Source organism: Burkholderia sp. E168m15, from assembly GCF_016586105.1.
Classification (GTDB): Bacteria; Pseudomonadota; Gammaproteobacteria; order Burkholderiales; family Burkholderiaceae; genus Burkholderia; species Burkholderia orbicola.
The window spans coordinates 1-19209 of record NZ_BCPO01000180.1; the positions used below are offsets into that span (position 1 = coordinate 1).

Here is a 19209-nt window from a genome sequence, read left to right on the forward strand (position 1 = left end):
GGCGCGCCGTGCAGCATCACCGCGAGCGTCGACCAGAACGCGCTGAACCCGACGGCCAGCAGCCCCTGCGCGAGCGCGGCGCGGCGCAGTGCCGAATGCGCGCGCCACAGCGCGCCGAGCGAGCCGATCAGCGCGCGATACGGCAGCCGCGTGGTCGGCTCGAAGCGCGGCAATCCGCGTGCGGCCACGGCGCCGATCACGGCGACGCTGGCGGCCGCGAGCGCGAACATCGCGCGCCAGCCGGCCGTCTCGGCGACGAATCCTGCCACGACGCGCGACAGCAGGATGCCGAGCAGCAACCCCGTCATCACCGTGCCGACGATCCGGCCGCGATGCGCGTCGTGCGCGAGCGTCGCGGCGGCCGGCACGACGTCCTGCGCCATCGTCGCGGCGAGGCCGATCGCGAAGCTCGCCGCGAGCAGCAGCCCGAGCGACGGCGCGATCGACGCCAACAGCAGCGCGACGACCAGCGCGGCGGCCTTGGTCACGATCACGCGGCGCCGGTCGAAGCGGTCGCCGAGCGGCGCGAGCAGCAGGATGCCGAGCGCATAGCCGAGCTGCGTGAGCGTCGGCACGAAGCCGATCGCCCGCGCCGACGCGCCGAGATCGGGCGCGAGCGCGCCGAGCATCGGCTGCGCGTAGTAGAGCGGGGCGACGCCGAGGCCGGCGGCGGCCGCGAGCAGCAGCACGAGCCGGCGATCGGGCATCGAATGGGCGGCCGCGGCCGGACGGGCCGGGGCGTGCGCCGCGCGCGGCGCGGCATCGAGACGGGTCGGGGTGGACATCGCGTACATCCTCGGTGGAAGAATGGGATGGACGCGAGTGTGGCGGTACGCGGCCGGCGACGGTAGTGCCACCCCGCGCAGATTTGTTATACGCTCCACGAATGACCGAAAAATCCTCTCCTTCTCCCGCTGCTGGCGGGTCTCGGCGCATCCAGGCGGTGCCGGTGGACGGCGCCGGCTATCGTTTCGAGCTGATGGAAACCTTCGTGCGCATAGTCGAGGCCGGCAGCCTGTCGGCGGCCGCCGTGCAACTGCATACGACGCAGCCGACCATCAGCCGGCGGCTGCAGGCGCTGGAAAATTCGCTCGGCATGCGGCTGCTGCAACGCACGACCCATACGATGCGGCTGACCGTCGACGGCGAACGGTGCTTCAAGCAGGCGAAGGAGTTGCTGGCGAGCTGGGCGGCGTTCGAGGCCGATTTGCGCGGCGCGCAGGAGGAGCCGGACGGGCTGCTGCGCGTCGCGGTGCCGCACGCGTTCGGCCAGCAGCGTTTCGTCGCGCCGCTCGCGCAGTTCCTGCGCGACTATCCGCGCGTGTCGGTCGAATGGCTGCTGCAGGACGAGGTGCGCGATTTCGTCGGCAGCGGCATCGATTGCGCGATCCAGGTCGGCGAGCCGACCGATCCGGGCGTGGTCGCGATCCGGCTGACGAAGGTGCCGCGCTTCGTGGTCGCCGCGCCGTCCGTGCTGAACGGCGCCGACGTGCCGGCCGATCCGGACGCGCTCGCCGCGCTGCCGTGGCTCGCGTTGCGCACGTACTACCGCACCGAGCTTGCGCTGACGCATGCGGCCACCGGCGACACGCGGCGCATCGCGATCCGCCCGCGCATCACGACCGCGAACCTGTATGCGCTGCGCAGCGCGGCGCTGCTGGGCGTCGGCGCGTGCGTCGGGTCGTCGTGGATGCTGGCCGACGATCTCGCGCGCGGCGATCTCGTGCACCTCGCGCCGGAGTGGCAGGCCGCGCCGCTACCGGTCTACCTCACTTATCCGCATGCGCAGTTCTATCCGTCGCGGCTCGTGCGGTTCGCCGCGATGATGCGCGAGGCCGTGCCGGCGCTGGTCGAAGGGCGCGACAGCTGAAGCGGGTGGTGCCGGGCGGCGGCTCGCGGTCAGCCGCGCCGGATTCCTTCCGGCAGGGCACTGATGCGGCGTACCTCGGGCGAATCGAGCCACGCGCGCGACGTCGCGCAGTCGACGAACATGTCGGTCGCGTCCTCGCCCCAGAACAGGTCGCCGTCGAGCACGAAAGTCGGCACGCCGAATACGTTCTCGGCGATCGCGCGATCCGTGTTCGCGCGCAGCGCGTCCTTCACCGGCTGGGCCTCGACGGCCGTCACGCCCTCCGGAAAGCCGACCGCTTCGCACAACGCGGCGAAGCCTTCCGGCGTCGATACGTCCTGACCGTCGCGCCAGATATGCCGGAAGATCCGCCGGATCGCGTCGCGCGAGCTGCCCATCGCGATCGCGAGGCGCAGCGGCTTGATCGGATTGAACGGGTGCGCGGGCGGCATCCGGAACGCAATGCCGAGCTTGTCCGCGCGGTATTGCGCATGCCGATAGGTGAACACGCGCTTGGCCGCGATCTCGGCCGGCGCTTTCTGGCCCCAGTGCGCGAGCAGCGCGCCGAGCACGATCGGCCGCGGTTCGAACGCGGCGGCGGGCGGCAACCGGTCGAACTGCTCCTGTTGCAGGTAGGCGAATGGCGAAACGAAATCGAAATACCAGCTGGCGGTGCGCGCGGCGTTCATCGCGGGTGTCTCCTCGGGCGGGTCCGGTTGACGGTTGCACGTTCGGTGCGTCGCCGGCAAACGGCGCGCTGCGTGCATCGGCGGCCAGTGTCGCATGCGGCCGCTTTTCGCGCTGCCGTATCGCGTGCCGCCCGCAACCGGCGTCCTACGACCGGGCGTCGTCGTCCGTCGACGATGCGAGCCGCGCGAGACTGTCGCGCACGGCCGGCGCGTCGTAGCGCGCGCCCGCGCCGCCGAGGGCGACGGTCGCCTTCTGCGCGAGCGGCAGCAGCATCGCGAGCGCCGCCGTCATCGCCGGCGCGGCGGCGAGCCGCGATTTCGGGCCCGACACCGTCAGCGCACCGACGCATTCGCCGGCCGCGCCGAACACGGGCACGGACGCCGAGGCCGTTTCCGGGTCGCGCTCGCCGTACGACGCGGCCCACAGCTGTTCGCGCACGTCGTTCCAGCGGGCGTCGTGCGTGTCGGTGAAGGCCAGCAGCACCTTGCCCGATGCGCCCTGGCCGACCGGAAACTCCTCGCCGACGCGGATCGACACGCGCACCGCCCGCGCGGGCTCGACGCGATACAGCACGGAGCGCACGTCGCCCTGACGCACGTAGAACGACGCCGTTTCCCCGAGCTCGCGGCTCAGCGTCTCGAGGAGCGGCTCGACCACCGGGCCGACACGGAACGAACGCTGGTACAGCGCGGCGAGCCGCAACGGCTCGTGCCCGACCGCGTACTGGCCGTCGTCGAGCTTGCGCATGAATCCGCCATGCTCGAGCGCGGCGAGCAGGCGCAGGATCGTGCTCTTGTACAGCCCGGTGCGGCGCGACAACTCGGCGAGCGACAGCCGGTCGTCGGTCTGGCCGAACGCACGGAGGATCGCGAACGCGCGGTCGAGCACCGCGACGCCGCTGGACGTTTCTTCCGTCGCCGGATCGGCTGCGTCGCCGGCGTGATCTGCTGGATTCCTGGGCACGGACCTGCTTCCTTCGAATGATGGTCGGTGGACTATATCGTTCTATCTGACAGAACACAAGTTCCAGAAAAACGCGATTTCACGGGTATACCCCGCTTATCGCCTATTCGATGCACGCTTAAAGTTCTGTCAAACAGAACTATGTTCTTTCAGGCAGAACGATGAGGTGTCGAATGAAGGTTTCAGAAAACACGAAGGTGCTGGTCAGCGAGGTCGGCCCGCGCGACGGGCTGCAGAGCATCAAGACCGTGATGCCGACAGCCGCCAAGCTGCGCTGGATCACCGCGCTGGCCGCGGCCGGCCTGCGCGAGATCGAGGTCGGGTCGTTCGTGCCGCCCGCGCTGTTGCCGCAGATGGCCGACGTACGCGAAGTCGTCGCGCACGCGCTTGCGATTCCCGGGCTGCACGTCGCCGCGCTCGCGCCGAATCTGCGCGGCGCCGAGGGCGCGTTCGACGCGGGCGTGCACAAGCTGACGTTGCCGGTCTCGGTGACGGAAGCCCATTCGGTGGCGAACATCCGCAAGACGCCCGCGCAGATGATCGACGAGGTGCGCGCGATCGTCGCATTGCGCGATGCACGGTTTCCGTCGGTGCAGATCGAGGCGGGCGTGTCGGTCGCGTTCGGTTGCACGATTGCGGGCGCGGTCTCCGACGACGAGACGATCGCGATGGCCGTCGCGATGGCCGAATGCGGTGTCGACGAAATCGGCCTGTCCGATACCAGCGGTTATGCGAACCCCGCGCAGGTGCGCCGGCTGTTCACGCGGCTGCGGCGCGAAGTCGGCGACAAGGCCGGCGGCGCGCATTTCCACAACACGCGCGGGCAGGGGCTCGCGAACGTCGTCGCGGCGCTCGACGTCGGCGTGACGACGATCGACGCGAGTCAGGGCGGCCTCGGCGGCTGCCCGTATGCGCCGGGCGCGACCGGCAACATCGTCACCGAGGATCTCGTGTTCCTGCTCGAAGCGATGGGATACGACACGGGCATCGACGTCGACGCACTGCTCGCCGCGCGCGCGATCCTGCAGGCGGCGCTGCCGTCCGAGACGCTGTACGGCCACGTGCCGGACGCAGGGTTGCCGAAGGGCTTCCGCTATGCGGATGGCCGCGCGCCGTCGGCCGCGCAACCGGAAGGATGCGTGACGGGAGTCGCACGATGAACGATCGACAACAGGCTGCCGCGCTGCCGTACGCGGGCGTGCGCGTGATCGAGATGACGCACATGGTGATGGGCCCGACGTGCGGGATGCTGCTCGCGGATCTCGGCGCGGAAGTGATCAAGATCGAACCGATCGCGGGCGACAGCACGCGCGCGCTGCGCGGTTCCGGCGCGGGCTTCTTCGGGATGTTCAACCGCAACAAGAAGAGCGTCGCGGTCGACGTGAAGGACCCGCGCGGGCTCGAGATCGTGCGGCGGCTCGTTGCGACGGCGGACGTCTTCAGCGAGAACTTCAAGAGCGGCACGATGGACCGGCTCGGGCTCGGTTACCCGCAACTGGACGCGCTGAATCCGCGCCTCGTCTACGTGTCGCACAAGGGCTTCCTGCCGGGGCCGTACGAGCATCGCACCGCGCTCGACGAGGTCGTGCAGATGATGGGCGGCCTGGCCTACATGACGGGCCCCGAAGGGCGGCCGCTGCGTGCGGGCGCGAGCGTGAACGACATCATGGGCGGCATGTTCGGCGCGATCGGCGCGATGGCCGCGCTCGCGCAGCGCGAGCGTACGGGCCGCGGCCAGCAGGTGCAGAGTTCGCTGTTCGAGAACAACGTGTTCCTCGTCGCGCAGCACATGATGCAGTTCGCGGTGACGGGGCAGGCCGCGTCGCCGATGCCGAGCCGGATTTCGGCGTGGGCCGTCTACGACGTGTTCTCCGTCAAGGACGACGAACAGATTTTTCTCGCGGTCGTGTCGGACACGCAGTGGGTGTTGTTCTGCGACGCGTTCGGCCTGGCCGCGCTGAAGGACGATCCGCGGCTCGCGACCAACAACCTGCGCGTGCAGGCGCGCGAATGGCTGCTGCCCGAGCTGCGTTCGCGGCTGGCGCCGTACCCGGCCGCGGAGATCGGCGCGATCTTCGAATCGACCGGCCTGCCGTATGCGCCGATCACGAAGCCGCAGGACCTGTTCGACGATCCGCATCTGCTCGCCACGGGCGGCCTCGAAGCCGTGACGCTGCCGGCCGACGCGAGCAGCGCCGGGCGGCCGGTCGACACGCGCACCGCGCTGCTGCCGCTGACGCTCGCGGGCGAACGCCTGCGGCTGCGCTCGGCGCCGCCCGCGCTCGGCCAGGACACGTGCGCGCTGCTCGGCGAACTCGGCTACACGCCGGACGACGCGCGTGCGCTGATCGAGGCCGGCGTCGTCGCGGGGCGGTACGGCGCGGACGCCGCCGCGCACGGCGACGCGCCGGGCGGCGCGCCGTCGGCGAACGAAGTGGCGAGCGCGTAGCGCGGCCGCGATTCATCGAACGAACAAAGGCGTCCGGGCCGCGCACCGCGCGGCAGAGGAGCGCCGCATCCACGGAGACAACCATGACATCCGCTTCCCCGGCGCTGCCCGCCGATCGCGAGACCGACACGTCGATCGAGCAACGGGCCGTGCGCAAGGCCGCGTGGCGCTTCATCCCGCTGCTCGCGCTCGCGTATTTCTTCAACTACCTGGATCGCACCAGCGTCGGCTTCGCGGCGCTCACGATGAACCGCGATCTCGGGCTGACCGCGACGCAGTTCGGCTGGGGTGCGGGGATCATGTTCGCCGGCTACTGCGTGTTCGAAGTGCCGAGCAATCTCGCGCTGTACCGCTTCGGCGCGCGCCGCTGGCTCGCCCGCATCATGATCACGTGGGGGCTGATGGCGGCCGCGACCGCGCTCGCGACCGGGCCGACCAGCTTCTACGCGATCCGGCTGCTGCTCGGCATCGGCGAGGCCGGGTTCTTTCCCGGCGTGATCTTCTTCCTCGCCGTGTGGTTTCCGGCGAGCTACCGCACGCGCGTGCTCGCGTGGTTCACCGTGTCGACGCCGCTGTCGTCGCTGGTCGGCGGCCCGCTGTCGACGTGGCTGCTGCAGCTCGACGGCACGTTCGGGCTCGCCGGCTGGAAGTGGATGTTCATCGTCGAAGGGCTGCCCGCGTGCGCGCTCGGCTTCCTCGTGCTGAAGCTGCTGTCGGATTCGCCGGCGAATGCCGCGTGGCTGTCGGACGACGAGCGGGCCGCGCTGCAGCGCGCGTTCGAGCGTGACGGCGCGGCCGCCGGCCGCAAGAAGCGCTTCGGCGTCGCGCTGCGCGACGTACGCGTCTACGTGCTTGCGCTGATCTCGTTCGGCTTCACGATGGGTTCGTACGGCATCGGCATCTGGTTGCCGCAAATGCTGAAGGCGCACGGGATGTCGACGATGCAGACCGGCTGGCTCTCCGCGGTGCCGTACTTCTTCGCCACGATCGCGCTGCTGTGGTGGGCGAAGCGGGTGGACCGTCGCGGCGGCCCGGTCGCGAACCTGGCGATCGGCTTGTGCATCGGCGCGGTGGCGCTCGGCGTGTCGACGCATTTCCTGACGCTCGGGCCGGCGCTCGTCGGCATCACGCTCGCGCTGATCGGCACGATTGCCGGCCGCACGATCTTCTACACGCTGCCGTCGCGCTTCCTGTCGGGCCAGGCCGCGGCCGGCGGGCTGGCGCTGATCAATTCGATCGGCGCGCTTGGCGGCTTCGCGGGCCCCTATCTCGTCGGCTACCTGAAGGACAGCTTCGGCACCTTCACGGCCGGGATGCTCGGCCTCGCGATCGTGCTGGCGATCACGACGTTGCTCACGCTGTCGCTGTACGCGTTCGACCGGAGCGAATGACATGACCTTTTCGATCAAACGGCGCCGGTTGATCGGTGCGGCCGCCGCCTCGCTCGCGCTGCCCGCGTTCGCCGAGACGCCGGCCCATGATGGAGCCTCCCGCATGACGCAAAGCAACTACCTCGCGGTCCGCCCCGACTGGCTCGCGTCGGCGCTCGAACCCGCGCTCGAGCCCGACCTGCCGATCGTCGACGCGCATCATCACTTCTACGAACGGCCGGGCTGGATCTACATGCTCGACGACTATCTGCGGGACGCGCGCTCGGGCCACAACATCCAGGCGTCCGTCTACATGCAGGCGCAGACGCGTTACCGCGATTCGGGCCCGGCCGAACTGAAGCCGGTGGGCGAGACGGCTTACGTCGCCGGCGTGACCGAGCCGCTTCAGCACGGCCCCGTGGCTGTCGCGAAAGGCATCGTCGGCCATGCGGACCTGCGGCTCGGCGAACGCGTGCGCGACGTGCTGGAAGCGCATCTCGAAGCGGGGCGCGGACGGTTTCGCGGCGTGCGGCACCTGAGTACGTGGGATGCCGATCCGACGCTCGCGAATCCGCTGTCGGCGGTGCCGCGCGGGCTGCTGCTCGATCCCGCGTACCGGGCCGGCGTCGCGCAACTTGCGCCGCTCGGGCTGTCGTACGACGCGTGGCTGTTCTTCCCGCAGTTGCCCGAATTATTCGATCTCGCCAAAGCGAACCCGGAGACGCGGATCATCGTCAACCATTGCGGCGGCGTCGTGCGGATCGGCAGCTATGCGGACAAGCGGCCGGAGGTGTTCGAGCGCTGGTCGGCGTCGATGCGCACGCTCGCGCAATTGCCGAACGTGTACGTGAAGGTCGGCGGCCTCGGGATGCGCATCAACGGGTTCGATTTCGAGAAAGGCGCGAAGCCGCCGTCTTCGGCGCAACTCGCCGACGCGTGGAAGCCGTGGATGATGACCTGCATCGACGCGTTCGGCCCCGGGCGCTGCATGTTCGAGAGCAATTTCCCGGTCGACAAGGGCTCGTATTCGTTCGTGAACGGCTGGAACGCGTTCAAGCGACTGACCGCGCAGGCCAGCGCGGACGAGCGCGACGCGCTGTTCCGCGGCACGGTCACGCACGCGTACCGGCTCGGCTGACGCGCGGGCGCGGCGTCACCCGGCTTCCACCAGCGCCGCGAGCCGCGCCAGCGCCATCTGCCAGCCGGTCTCGTTGTCGGCGGCCGGCACGCCGGGCGGCACGCCGTCGTGCACGGCGTCCACGCGCGTGCCGCCCGCTTCGTCGGACAGCGTGATCGTGATCGTCATCGCGCCGCGCAGCATCGGATCGTCGGTTTCGAATACATCGATCTCGACGATCTGCTGGTCGGGCACGAGCGTGACGAAGCGGCCGTGATAGGTGTCGGTGCGCGCGGTGGTCTTGCCGTTGCCGGCCGACGGTGCGTCGTAGCTCAGCGACACGCGCAGCGCGCCGCCTTCGCGCGTGTCGTAGGCGTGCACGCGGCAGGTCATGCCGTCGGGCACCTTCCATTGCTCGACCGCGTGCGGGTCGAGCAGCGCGCGATAGACGCGCCCCCGCGGCGCGTTCAGGTGCCGGCTGACCCGGGTCGAATGCGTGTGCGTGTGCAACATGTCGCCTCCCGCGAAGCGTGCGAGACGGTGCACGCCGGCGCCCGGCGTGTCGTCATGCTTCCTTCAGGAATCCTAGGCGCGGGCGCGGCGGCATGCAATGACCGCACGCGAGGCGGCGGTCAGCGCAGCGCGGCGGCGAAGTCGTCGAGCTGCGTGATGCAGGTGTTCCAGCCCTCGAAAAAGCCGAGCGCTTCGTGGCGCTCGCGCGTCGCGGCGTCGGGATGCATCACGCGCGCTTCGTAGCGGCTGCCCGCGTCGTCGTCGGCCATCGTGATGATCGCCGTGAAGCCCAGCCACGGCGTCTGCGGCCGCCAGCCGCCCGCGAGCATCGACGTGAACGCGAGCCGCGATTCCGGCACGATCTCGAGGAAGCAGCCGGGGTTGTCGCTCGTGCCGCCGTCGGGGCCGCGCATGAACGTATGGAAAGCGCCGCCCGGCCGCAGGTCGAACGCGCGCACCTCGGTGGTCCATGGTTTCGGGCACCACCATTCCTTCAGCAGCGCGGGGTCGGTCCAGGCGCGCCAGAGCGCCTGGCGCGGGGCGCGCAGCGTGCGCGTGATGACGAGATCGTGGGCTTCAGCGGGTTCGACGTGGCTGGCTGACATCTTGCTCCTCCTGGTGACGGCGTTCGACGAATTCGACGAGACGATCGGATCGCGCTTCCCATTGCGCGCGCTGCGCGGCGAGCCATGCCTCGGCCTCGGTCAGCCGGCTGCCGACCAGCACGCAGGTGCGCGAGCGGCCGGTTTTCCGGGTCGCGACGAGGCCGCTGCGCTCGAGCACCGCGACGTGCTTCATGAACGACGGCAGCGCCATGTCGAACGGCGCGGCCAGCGCGGAGACGGTCCGCTCGCCCTGGCCGAGCGCGCTGACGATCGCGCAGCGCGTCGGATCGGCGAGGGCATGGAACACGTCGCTGAGGCCGGCTTGAAGGTTATCCATTCGGCTAAGTGTAGGCGATGTTGCAGGCATGCAGCGAACATTTTCGTCACGTACGATAGTGGGGCGGTAACACGCGCCGACCGGGCGCCGCGTTGCCGGACGCCCGTCGCCGTTGAGCCCGCCTCGACGCCTGGCCGGTGTCGTTTCCGATTCCGGCCCACGCCGAACCCGTGCGTGCGGCCCACCTGACTACCGGAGAAGGCATGACCGAACCTGTTACCGTGCGCCGCGTCGGCGCGAGCGAAGCGATGGCTTGTGTCGACGCGCTGGCCGACGTGCTGATCGATTGCGTCGAAGGTGGCGCATCCGTCAGCTTCATGTTGCCGATCGCGCGGCCGACCGCCGTCGCGTTCTGGACGCGCGTGGCCGAGGGCGTCGCGAACGACGAGCGCATCCTGCTCGTCGCCGAGGATGCGTCCGGCCGGATCGTCGGCACCGTGCAGGTCGTAACCGCGCAGCCGGAGAACCAGCCGCATCGCGCGGACATCGCGAAGATGCTCGTGTCGCGGTACGCGCGCCGGCAGGGCGTCGCCGCGCGGCTGATGGCGGCCGCCGAAGCGGCCGCGCGCGACGCCGGCAAGACCGTGCTCGTGCTCGACACGGTGACGGGCGGCGACGCCGAACGGCTGTACGAGCGGGCCGGCTGGCAGCGCGTCGGCGTCGTGCCGAACTATGCGCTGATGCCCGACGGCGCGCTGTGCGCGACGACGTTTTTCCACAAGCAGCTCGCGTAATGGCATCCGTCGAACCGCCGCCTCGATGAAACGCGCCCACGTCGCTTTCGCCCTCACGGGCCTGCTCGTCGCGCTGCCGATTGCCGCGTATGCGCTCGTCAAGCCGTTGCGCGTCGTCGCGCCCGCGCTGATTCCGGGCGTGTCGTGCCCGAGCGCCGACATCTGCACGGACGATGTCGCGAAGCTCGGCGCGGCGCAGCAGCTCTATCGCGACGGCTCCGCGCGCGCGGCGGCGGCCGTCGGCCCGTTCCGGGCCGCGCCGCGCGTCGTGTTCTGCTCGACGCGCACGTGCGCCGATGCGTTCGGCCTCGGCGCGCGCGCGGGGCTGACGCTCGGCGATTTCGGCGTGGTGATCGCGCCGCGCGGCTGGCAGACCTACTTTCTCGCGCACGAGCTGATCCATCACCGGCAGGCGGAAGTGCTCGGCAACCTCGCCGTCGTGACGAAGCCGCGCTGGCTGATCGAAGGGATGGCGTATGCGCTCAGCGACGACCCGCGCCATCCGCTCGCGCAGCCGTTCGAATCGTGGCGCACGCAGTTTGCCGCGTGGAATGCGGCGCGCGGTGCGCAGCCGCTGTGGGACGCCGCGCGGGCAGTCCGATAGCGCGCGATGGCGACGCGGTCGCGCGCGAATGCCGATGAGCCGCTATGCCGGCACGGCGGCTGGATCGTCCGGCTGCCCGACGAGCGTGCGGCGCGCCGCATCGAGAATCTCGTCGGCCAACGCGGGATCGGTGCCGGCGACAGCGCGTGACAGCACGAGCGCGCCGACCATCTGGCTGAGAACGGCGATCGCGTCGTCGCGCGCGTCGGCCGCGGCCGAGCCTTCCGTGGCCACCATGCGTTCCAGTCGCTCGAGATACGCGGCGACGCCGCGCGTGTAGCAGGCGCGCGCCGCGTCGGTCAGCCGCGGCGCATCGCCCGCGAAGCCCGACAGCGGGCAGCCGCCCTCGACGTTGTCGCGATGCGCGCCCGACAGGTACGCCGTTACCTGTTTCGCGACGCTGCCGGCGTTCGGCGAATCCGCGCGATCCTGCATCGCCTTGTCCATCACTTCGGCGACCAGCGCGTCCTTCGACTTGAAATGGTTGTAGAAGCCGCCCTGCGTGAAGCCGGCTTCCTTCATCAATTCCGTCAGCCCGACGGCGTCGACGCCGCGCAGCCGGAACAGCCGCTCGGCGGCCGCGACGATCGCGTGGCGGTTTTCCGCCGCCTGTTGTCTCGAGACGCCCATCGATCCCTCCCTCATTCCTGCAATTGCGTCGATTGAAAACACAATGGCGATCACCATTGACGTGCCGAAGTCGCGCTGGCACCATGCATCGCAAAGACGATGGTGATCGACATTGAGATTCGAGTGTAGCCGACTTCGCGGACGAAGCGAAGCAACCGGCGCAGCATGGATCGAAGTCGGTCGGGGTCTGGGGTGCGGCGAGGCGCGGGCGGCGGGACGGCCCGGCTGTCGGCACCGGCGGGGCAACGGTTCGGTACACGATGGCAGCGTGGTTTTTCACCGGATTCCGGGCGTGCGGCGAACCGGCACGCGCGGGATTCAATCTCCGAAAGGAAGGGTCATGAAGATCGAAGGTGCAGTCGTTTTCATCACGGGCGCGAACCGCGGGCTTGGCCTCGAGTTCGCGAAGCAGGCGCTCGAACGGGGCGCGCGGAAGGTCTACGCGGGCGCGCGCGATCCGGCCAGCGTGACGCTGCCGGGCGTCGTGCCCGTGAAGCTCGACGTGACCGATCCGGCGGCGGTCGCCGCGGCGGCCGATGCGGCGCGCGACGTCACGCTGCTGATCAACAATGCCGGCATCGCGCGGCTCGGCAGCCTGACCGACGAGGGCGCCGTCGACGCATTGCGCGCGCACCTGGAGACCAACGTGTTCGGGATGCTGGCGATGTCGCGCGCGTTCGCGGGCACCCTCGCGGCCCACGGTGGCGGCGCGATCCTGAACATCCTGTCGGTCGCGAGCTGGGTGAACCGGCCGATCCTGTCGGGCTACGGCGTGTCGAAATCGGCCGCATGGGCGCTGACCAACGGGCTGCGCCATTCGCTGCGCGAGCAGCACACGCAGGTCGTCGGGCTGCATGCCGGTTTCATCGATACCGACCTGACGGCCGGCCTCGACGTGCCGAAGGCCACGCCGGCCGACGTCGTGCGTCAGGCGTACGACGCCATCGAAGCGGGGGCGGAGGAAGTGTCGACCGACGAGTTCACGCGGCAGGTGAAGGCCACGCTGTCGTCGGGCGTCTATCTGGAAGAACCGGCGCCGCGTTGACGCCGCCGGTCGTGCGAACCCGCCGCCCGCGCCGTGAGCGCGGCGGCGGATCGACGCGTCAGACCGTCGTGTCGATGATGCCCGGGATCTTCACGTCCGGGTTCACGTCCGCGTCGTAGTCGACGCCGGCGATCTCGAAGCCGAACAGGCGCAGGAACTCCGTCTTGTAACCCGCGAAGTCGGTCATCTCGTACAGGTTCTCGTTCGTCACCTTGTCCCACATCGCGACGACCTTGTCCTGCACCTGCGGATCGAGTTCCTTGTAGTCCGCGCGCAGGCGGCCTTCTTCGTCGACGTGCGGCGTCGCGCCGTACAGGCTGTCCTTCAGGAGCCCGTACACCTGCTCGATGCAGCCTTCGTGCGTGCCGGTTTCCTTCATCACCTTGAACAGCAGCGACAGGTACAGCGGCATCATCGGGATCGCCGAGCTGGCTTGCGTGACGACGGCCTTCAGCACCGACACGCGCGCATCGCCGCCGTGCGCGGCCAGCTTGTCGCGGATCGACAGCACCTTCTTGTCGAGATCCTTCTTCGCTTCGCCGATCGAGCCGTTCCAGTAGATGTCGTGCGTGATCTGCTCGCCGAGGTACGTGAACGCGGTGGTCTTCGCGCCGTCGGCCAGCACGCCGGCTTCATCGAGCGCGTCGATCCACATCTGCCAGTCCTCGCCGCCCATCACCGCGACGGTGCCGTCGATCTCTTCCTGCGTCGCCGGTTCGAGCGACACTTCGCGGATTACTTCCTTGTCGGTGTCGAGGCCGCGGAACGTGACGGCCTTGCCGACCGGCTTGAGCGTCGAGCTGATGGTTTCGCCGGTCTTCGGGTGCGTACGGCGCGGTGCGGCGAGGCTGTAGACGACCAGATCGACCTTGCCGAGATCCTGCTTGATGGTGTCGATCGTGACCTGCTTGACCTTGTCGGAGAAGGCGTCGCCGTTGATGCTGCGTGCATACAGCCCCTTTTCCGCGGCGAATTTCTCGAACGCGGCGCTGTTGTACCAGCCGGCCGTGCCCGGCTTCGTCTCGCTGCCGGCACGCTCGAAGAACACGCCGAGCGTGTCCGCGCCCGAGCCGAATGCGGCCGAGATCCGGGCGGCGAGGCCGTAGCCGGTCGACGCGCCGATCACGAGCACCTTTTTCGGGCCATTGGCGATCGGGCCGTGCGAAGTCACGTAGTCGATCTGTTCCTTGACGTTGGCTTCGCAGCCGACCGGATGAGTCGTCACGCAGATGAAGCCACGCACGCGCGGTTTGATGATCATGGAAACCTCTTGTCTGAAAGGCGGGGACGGCCTGAAATCGGAAAAATCCCGCGCATTGTAAAGGAAGCGGCCGATCGCGGGCGGGCGCGACCGGAAGGTGCCGGATCGCCCGGTTATTTCTCTCTTGACAGAAATAACTGAAAAAACTAAATTCCCCACCATGGAACTCACACCGATTGCCGAACGATTCATTCTCCACTGGGGCGAAATGGGCTCGCGGTGGGGCGTCAACCGCACCGTCTCGCAGATTCACGCGTTGCTCTACCTGGCCGGACGGCCGGTTGCGGCCGACGAGATCGCCGAGACGCTCAACGTCGCGCGCTCCAACGTCAGCACGAGCCTGAAGGAGCTGCAGGCGTGGCGGCTCGCGAAGGTCGTGCATGTGCTCGGCGACCGCCGCGACCACTTCGAGACGTCGACCGACATCTGGGAATTGTTCAAGCTGATCGTCGAAGGGCGGCGGCAGCGCGAGATCGAGCCGACGCTCACGGTGCTGCGCGATTGCCTGACGAGCCCGGAGATCGCGAACGAGAGCCGCGAGACCGAACAGCGCATCCGCGACACGCTGCAGTTCGTCGAGACGCTGACGACCTGGTCGGACGAAATGCTGCGGCTCAAGCCCGATACGCTGATGAAGGCGCTCGGCATCGGCGCGAAGATCAGCCAGACGGTCAGGCGCAAGCCGTCGAAGTAAGCGGTAACGGGAGAGCGGGCACGCAGCCCGCTTTTTTCGGGGTTGTTATTTCTGTCTGTACAGAAATAACTGTAAATAGAGAGTGAAAATGAACGCAGCCTTGCCGTCGATCTGCCCGCCCGAGCGCACCGGCGTACGCGGCGTGACCGTGCTCGTCTGCGGCGCGAACGGCTTCATCGGGCGGGCGCTGTGCGCGCAGCTCGAAGCCGGCGGGCATCGCGTGCTGCGCGGCGTGCGTCACGCGGCCGGCCCGTACGACGTCGCGATCGACTTCGCGCACGACGTCGATCCGCACGCGTGGCTCGCGCGGCTGAAGGGCGTCGACGTGGTGATCAACGCGGTCGGCATGCTGGCCGATCGACGCGGCGCGACGCTCGATGCCGTGCATCGCGCCGCGCCGAGCGCGCTCTTTACCGCGTGCTGCCGGGCCGGCGTGCGGCGCGTGATCCAGATCTCGGCGCTCGGCGTCGAGCGCGGCGACACGCGGTACTTCGCGAGCAAGCAGGCGGCCGACCGTTTCCTGCAGACGCTGCCGATCGACTTCCGCATCGTGCGCCCCGCGCTCGTCTACGGGGCGGCCGGCGCGTCCGCGCGGTTTTTCCGGATGCTCGCGAGCCTGCCCGTGCACGTGCTGCCGGCAGGCGGGCATCAGCGACTGCGCCCGGTGCATGTCGATGATCTCGCCGAAGTCGTCGCGCGGCTCGTGATGCAGCCGAGCGATTCGCCGCCGGCGCGAGCCCGCCGCGTGATCGACGTGGTCGGCCGCGACGAAGTCGAATACCGCGAGATGCTGGCCGCCTATCGCGCCGCGCTCGGATTTCCGCCGGCGGCCCGCGTGACGCTGCCGGGCCGGCTGGTCGGCGCGGCGGCCGCGCTGCTCGGCGTGTGGCCGGGGGCGATGCTGACGCGCGACACGTGGACGATGCTGCGCGGCGGCAACACCGGCGATCCGGTGGCCACCGCGGCCGTGCTCGGCCGGCCGCCGCGCGGCATCGACAGCTTCATCGGCGCGGAAGCCGCCGCGTTGCGCCGCGACGCGCTCGCGATGTGGCGGCGCCCGTTGCTGTTGGGCGCGCTCGCGATCGTGTGGATCTGGACGGCCATCGCCAGCGCATTCATCCATCCGCTGCACGCGAGCCTCGCGCTGCTTGCGCCCGCGCACCTGACGGGCATGCCCGCGCTGATCGCGCTCTACGCGGCCAGCGCGGTGGATTTCGCGTTCGGGATCGCGACCGTCGTCGCGCCGTCGCGGCGCCTGTGGGCCGCGCAGGCGGCGCTGATCGTCGCGTACTCGGCGGTCATCGCGGTCACGATGCCGGGCCTGCTGGCCGAACCGTTCGGCCCCGTGCTCAAGAACGTGCCGATTCTCGCCATCCTGTTGATCCTCTATTCAGAAGAAGAACAAGCATGAACACCTATCTCGTCATCAAGGCCCTTCACATCCTGTCCTCGGTGCTGCTGGTCGGCACGGGGTTCGGCACCGCGTTCTACCTGTTCTTCGCGAACCGCACGCGGTCGGTGCCCGCGATCGCGGCCGTGTCGCGGCTCGTGGTGCGCGCGGACTGGTGGTTCACGACGCCGGCCGTGATCTTCCAGCCGGCGTCCGGGCTGTGGCTCGCGCACACGGCGGGCTGGCCGTGGCATACGCCGTGGCTGCTCGCGTCGATCGTGCTGTACGCGGTTGCCGGTGCGTGCTGGCTGCCGGTCGTCTGGCTGCAACTCGAACTTGCATCGATGGCGAAGCTTGCGCACGCGAACGGCGATGCCGCATTGCCGGCGCGCTACTGGCGCTACGCGAAGCGCTGGGAACTGCTCGGCTATCCGGCGTTCTTCGCGATGCTGACCGTCTATTTCCTGATGGTGGTCAAGCCGATGTAAGCCGGTCGTCGTCGCACGGGAGCGACGGCGTACGCGGGACAGCAGTCGATCGATTCATGATGCTTGAGAAAACAAGAAGGAGTGCAAAGCATGAATGCAAATGAATTGGTGCTGTATTTCGATGGGCGATGTCCGTTATGCGTCGCGGAAATCCGGCGTCTCGGCGAGCACGACGTGCGACACCGGCTCGCGTTCGTCGACATCGCCGAGCCGGGTTTCGATCCGGTGCCGCTGGACGTCGACCTGCCCGCGCTGAATCGCGAACTGCATGCGCGTCTACCCGACGGACGCATGCTGACCGGCATCGACAGCATCCTCGCTGCTCACACGCTACTCGGCCGTCGCGGGCTCGTCCGGCTGCTTCGCGTGCCGGCGATGCGTGCCGTATTCGCATCGCTGTATCGCCGCCTGGCGGGCAATCGGCAAGCGGTATCGCGGTGGCTCGGGTATCGCGCAGAAGCCTGCTGCGAAGGCGGTACGTGCAGCATCGGCAGGAACGCCGAAAGCGCAGCAGCGAATCGCCCGCCACAAGACATCCCGCGCCGCATCGTCGTGCGCTGGATGTACGCAGCCGCAATCGTGCATCTGCTCGTCGGCGTGGTGCTCCCGTGGATCGCGGGCGCATCCTGGCTCGACGCGTATCACCGCGGCATCGAGCGGCATTTCTGGTCGGCAGCGGCACCCGGAGCCGCGCGCGCCCAGCAGGTCTGGTGGATGTCGCTGCTCGGCGCGACGGTGCAGTGCGCCGCGGTCTGGATGCTCGCGCTCGTCCATCTCGGCAACCGGTTACGGAAACGGGAAGTATGGGGCTGGCTGCTGGCCGGCCTGTTGATCTGGGCGCCGCAGGACATGCTGTTGTCGTGGCAGGCGCAGGTGTGGGGCCATGTAGTGATCGACGTCGTCGCGCTCGTCGCGATGGTGCCGCCGCTGGTCTGGCTGTGGAGGAGGGATACCGCATGAACACGTTGCCTGCTTTCGACTGGGCGCTCAACCTGCTGATCGTGCAGGGCGCGATGGGCGCATTCGATACGCTCTACCATCACGAACTCACGCAGGACCTGCCGCACAGCCCGCGCGCGCGGCTCGAACTGACGATTCACGCGGTACGGTCCGTGCTCTACGGCCTCGTGTTCGCGTCGATCGCGAACGTCGCATTTCATGGCGCGTGGGTCGCGGCCCTCGCGGCGGTCGTGTTCGTCGAGGTGGTGCTGACGTTGTGGGATTTCCTCGTCGAGGACCAGAGCCGCAAGCTGCCGGCGACCGAGCGCGTGCTGCACACGCTGCTGGCCGTCAACGGCGGCGCGCTGTTCGGGATGATCGCGATGCAACTCGCCGCGTGGGCGGCCGAGCCGACGGCGCTGCACGCGATCGACGTCGGCTGGCGCGGCTGGCTGCTCAACCTGTTTGCCGTCGGCGTGACGGTATCGGGCGTGCGCGACGGGATCGCCGCGTGCCGCCTCGCGCGCCGCGCGCCGGACGCCAACCCGTTCGCGGGGCAGCGGCCCGGCCACATGCTCGTCACCGGCGGCACCGGCTTCATCGGCGAAACGCTCGTCAACCAGCTGCTCGACGCAGGGCAGACGGTCACGTTGCTGGCGCGCGATCCGCTGCGCGCCGCCTACCTCTTTCAAGGCCGCGTGCGCAGCGTGACGTCCATCGACCAGTTGCAGCCGCACGAGCGCTTCGACACGGTCGTCAATCTCGCCGGCGCGCCGGTGCTGGGCGCGCGCTGGAGCAAGCGCCGGCAGGCGCTGCTGCTCGCCAGCCGCGTCGGCGTGACGCAGGCGCTGATGCGCTGGGTGGAAACCGCCGAGGTCAAGCCGCGCACGTGGATCCAGGCGTCCGCGATCGGCTACTACGGCGTGCGGCCGGGCGACGAACGGCTCGACGAAGGCAGCAGCGCAGGCACCGGTTTCATGTCGGATCTGTGCCGGCGGTGGGAGGCGGCCGCCGAGCCGCTCGAACGCCACGGCGTGCGCGCGGTGGTGCTGCGGCTGGGCATCGTGTTCGGCCCCGGCGGGGCGTTGCGCCCGATGCTGCTGCCGCATTACTTCGGGCTGGGCGGCCGCTTCGGCGACGGTGCGCAGGTGATGAGCTGGATTCACCGCGACGACGTGCTGCGAATCGTGGCGCGCGCGATGTCGAATCCGGGCATGCACGGCGTCTACAACGCGGTCGCACCGGTGCCGCTGACCCAGCGCGCATTCGTGCAGGTCGTGACGAAGGTGCTGCGCCGCCCCGCATTTCTGCACATGCCGGCCGCGCCGCTGCGCGCCGCGATGGGCGAGATGGCCGAGCTGCTGCTGGACGGGCAGCGCGTGATGCCGGCACGCCTGCATCAGGACGGGTTCATGTTCCGCTTCCCGACCGCCGAGCACGCGCTGCGTGACCTGACGAACCGGCCGCACACCGATTTCGCGCCCGCGGTCTGCCGTTTCCCGCGCGGTCGTGTATAAATCGGCGTGAACGC

At 69.3% G+C, this 19209-nt stretch carries 21 protein-coding genes; 13 read left to right on the forward strand and 8 right to left on the reverse strand.

Going from position 1 to position 19209, the window contains the following annotated elements:
- Positions 1 to 785 (reverse strand): MFS transporter (locus JMF86_RS28645; protein WP_201317185.1); only part of this gene is annotated, 785 nt, incomplete at its 3' end.
- A 101-nt stretch (positions 786 to 886) separates the two neighbouring features.
- Here JMF86_RS28645 and JMF86_RS28650 point away from each other — a divergent pair.
- A complete protein-coding gene (locus tag JMF86_RS28650; RefSeq protein WP_011548953.1) occupies positions 887 to 1870 on the forward strand; it encodes a LysR family transcriptional regulator in 984 nt (327 codons plus the stop codon).
- 29 nt (positions 1871 to 1899) lie between these two features.
- Here the strand turns inward: JMF86_RS28650 and JMF86_RS28655 are convergent, their stop codons facing one another.
- Positions 1900 to 2538 (reverse strand): 2-hydroxychromene-2-carboxylate isomerase, encoded by a 639-nt coding sequence (locus JMF86_RS28655; protein ID WP_011548954.1) that lies wholly within the window; start codon positions 2536 to 2538, stop codon positions 1900 to 1902.
- 145 nt (positions 2539 to 2683) lie between these two features.
- Positions 2684 to 3502 carry an IclR family transcriptional regulator gene (locus JMF86_RS28660; protein ID WP_011548955.1) on the reverse strand — a complete coding sequence of 273 codons (819 nt, stop codon included), beginning with the start codon at positions 3500 to 3502 and terminating at the stop codon, positions 2684 to 2686.
- A 173-nt stretch (positions 3503 to 3675) separates the two neighbouring features.
- On the opposite strand from JMF86_RS28660, the gene JMF86_RS28665 reads away from it, so the two are divergent.
- The 4 genes from JMF86_RS28665 to JMF86_RS28680 all read left to right on the forward strand — a co-directional run bounded on the left by JMF86_RS28665 (position 3676) and on the right by JMF86_RS28680 (position 8459).
- Entirely contained in the window at positions 3676 to 4662 is a 987-nt protein-coding gene (locus tag JMF86_RS28665; protein WP_011548956.1) for a hydroxymethylglutaryl-CoA lyase, read from the forward strand.
- Positions 4659 to 5951, forward strand: coding sequence for a CaiB/BaiF CoA-transferase family protein (locus tag JMF86_RS28670; RefSeq protein ID WP_011548957.1), 1293 nt, complete (start codon positions 4659 to 4661; stop codon positions 5949 to 5951). Before JMF86_RS28665 ends, JMF86_RS28670 begins: the two co-directional genes overlap by 4 nt.
- Before the next feature lie 83 nt (positions 5952 to 6034).
- Complete coding sequence (locus JMF86_RS28675) at positions 6035 to 7342, forward strand: MFS transporter (RefSeq protein ID WP_011548958.1); 1308 nt, start codon at positions 6035 to 6037, stop codon at positions 7340 to 7342.
- A 1-nt stretch (position 7343) separates the two neighbouring features.
- Entirely contained in the window at positions 7344 to 8459 is a 1116-nt protein-coding gene (locus tag JMF86_RS28680) for an amidohydrolase (protein WP_011548959.1), read from the forward strand.
- A 15-nt stretch (positions 8460 to 8474) separates the two neighbouring features.
- Here JMF86_RS28680 and JMF86_RS28685 read toward each other — a convergent pair whose 3' ends face one another.
- From JMF86_RS28685 to JMF86_RS28695, 3 genes are all read right to left on the reverse strand, one after another.
- Complete coding sequence (locus JMF86_RS28685) at positions 8475 to 8951, reverse strand: SRPBCC family protein (RefSeq protein ID WP_011548960.1); 477 nt, start codon at positions 8949 to 8951, stop codon at positions 8475 to 8477.
- A gap of 119 nt (positions 8952 to 9070) precedes the next feature.
- A complete protein-coding gene (locus JMF86_RS28690; RefSeq protein WP_011548961.1) occupies positions 9071 to 9556 on the reverse strand; it encodes an SRPBCC family protein in 486 nt (161 codons plus the stop codon).
- Positions 9528 to 9893 carry a helix-turn-helix transcriptional regulator gene (locus tag JMF86_RS28695; RefSeq protein ID WP_041489456.1) on the reverse strand — a complete coding sequence of 122 codons (366 nt, stop codon included), beginning with the start codon at positions 9891 to 9893 and terminating at the stop codon, positions 9528 to 9530. Before JMF86_RS28695 ends, JMF86_RS28690 begins: the two co-directional genes overlap by 29 nt.
- Positions 9894 to 10096: 203 nt before the next feature.
- On the opposite strand from JMF86_RS28695, the gene JMF86_RS28700 reads away from it, so the two are divergent.
- The gene (locus tag JMF86_RS28700) at positions 10097 to 10627 is read left to right on the forward strand and encodes a GNAT family N-acetyltransferase (RefSeq protein WP_011548963.1); all 531 of its coding nucleotides are present in this window, start codon (positions 10097 to 10099) and stop codon (positions 10625 to 10627) included.
- A 25-nt stretch (positions 10628 to 10652) separates the two neighbouring features.
- Positions 10653 to 11231, forward strand: a complete 579-nt coding sequence (locus tag JMF86_RS28705) for a membrane protein (protein WP_011548964.1) — start codon at positions 10653 to 10655, stop codon at positions 11229 to 11231.
- A 42-nt stretch (positions 11232 to 11273) separates the two neighbouring features.
- Here the strand turns inward: JMF86_RS28705 and JMF86_RS28710 are convergent, their stop codons facing one another.
- Positions 11274 to 11861, reverse strand: coding sequence for a TetR/AcrR family transcriptional regulator (locus JMF86_RS28710; protein WP_011548965.1), 588 nt, complete (start codon positions 11859 to 11861; stop codon positions 11274 to 11276).
- A 340-nt stretch (positions 11862 to 12201) separates the two neighbouring features.
- On the opposite strand from JMF86_RS28710, the gene JMF86_RS28715 reads away from it, so the two are divergent.
- Positions 12202 to 12906, forward strand: coding sequence for an SDR family oxidoreductase (locus JMF86_RS28715; RefSeq protein WP_011548966.1), 705 nt, complete (start codon positions 12202 to 12204; stop codon positions 12904 to 12906).
- A gap of 58 nt (positions 12907 to 12964) precedes the next feature.
- Here JMF86_RS28715 and fabV read toward each other — a convergent pair whose 3' ends face one another.
- The gene (gene fabV, locus JMF86_RS28720; RefSeq protein ID WP_011548967.1) at positions 12965 to 14167 is read right to left on the reverse strand and encodes an enoyl-ACP reductase FabV; all 1203 of its coding nucleotides are present in this window, start codon (positions 14165 to 14167) and stop codon (positions 12965 to 12967) included.
- A 160-nt stretch (positions 14168 to 14327) separates the two neighbouring features.
- Between fabV and JMF86_RS28725 the strand changes: the two genes are divergently transcribed.
- From JMF86_RS28725 to JMF86_RS28745, 5 genes are all read left to right on the forward strand, one after another.
- Positions 14328 to 14861 (forward strand): GbsR/MarR family transcriptional regulator, encoded by a 534-nt coding sequence (locus JMF86_RS28725; RefSeq protein WP_011548968.1) that lies wholly within the window; start codon positions 14328 to 14330, stop codon positions 14859 to 14861.
- 88 nt (positions 14862 to 14949) lie between these two features.
- Complete coding sequence (locus tag JMF86_RS28730) at positions 14950 to 16272, forward strand: SDR family oxidoreductase (protein WP_011548969.1); 1323 nt, start codon at positions 14950 to 14952, stop codon at positions 16270 to 16272.
- Complete coding sequence (locus JMF86_RS28735; RefSeq protein ID WP_011548970.1) at positions 16269 to 16739, forward strand: DUF2269 domain-containing protein; 471 nt, start codon at positions 16269 to 16271, stop codon at positions 16737 to 16739. The genes JMF86_RS28730 and JMF86_RS28735 overlap by 4 nt, the downstream gene beginning before the upstream one ends.
- Before the next feature lie 90 nt (positions 16740 to 16829).
- Positions 16830 to 17699, forward strand: a complete 870-nt coding sequence (locus tag JMF86_RS28740) for a thiol-disulfide oxidoreductase DCC family protein (RefSeq protein ID WP_011548971.1) — start codon at positions 16830 to 16832, stop codon at positions 17697 to 17699.
- Positions 17696 to 19195, forward strand: a complete 1500-nt coding sequence (locus JMF86_RS28745) for a TIGR01777 family oxidoreductase (protein ID WP_011548972.1) — start codon at positions 17696 to 17698, stop codon at positions 19193 to 19195. Before JMF86_RS28740 ends, JMF86_RS28745 begins: the two co-directional genes overlap by 4 nt.
- Positions 19196 to 19209 lie beyond the last annotated feature (14 nt).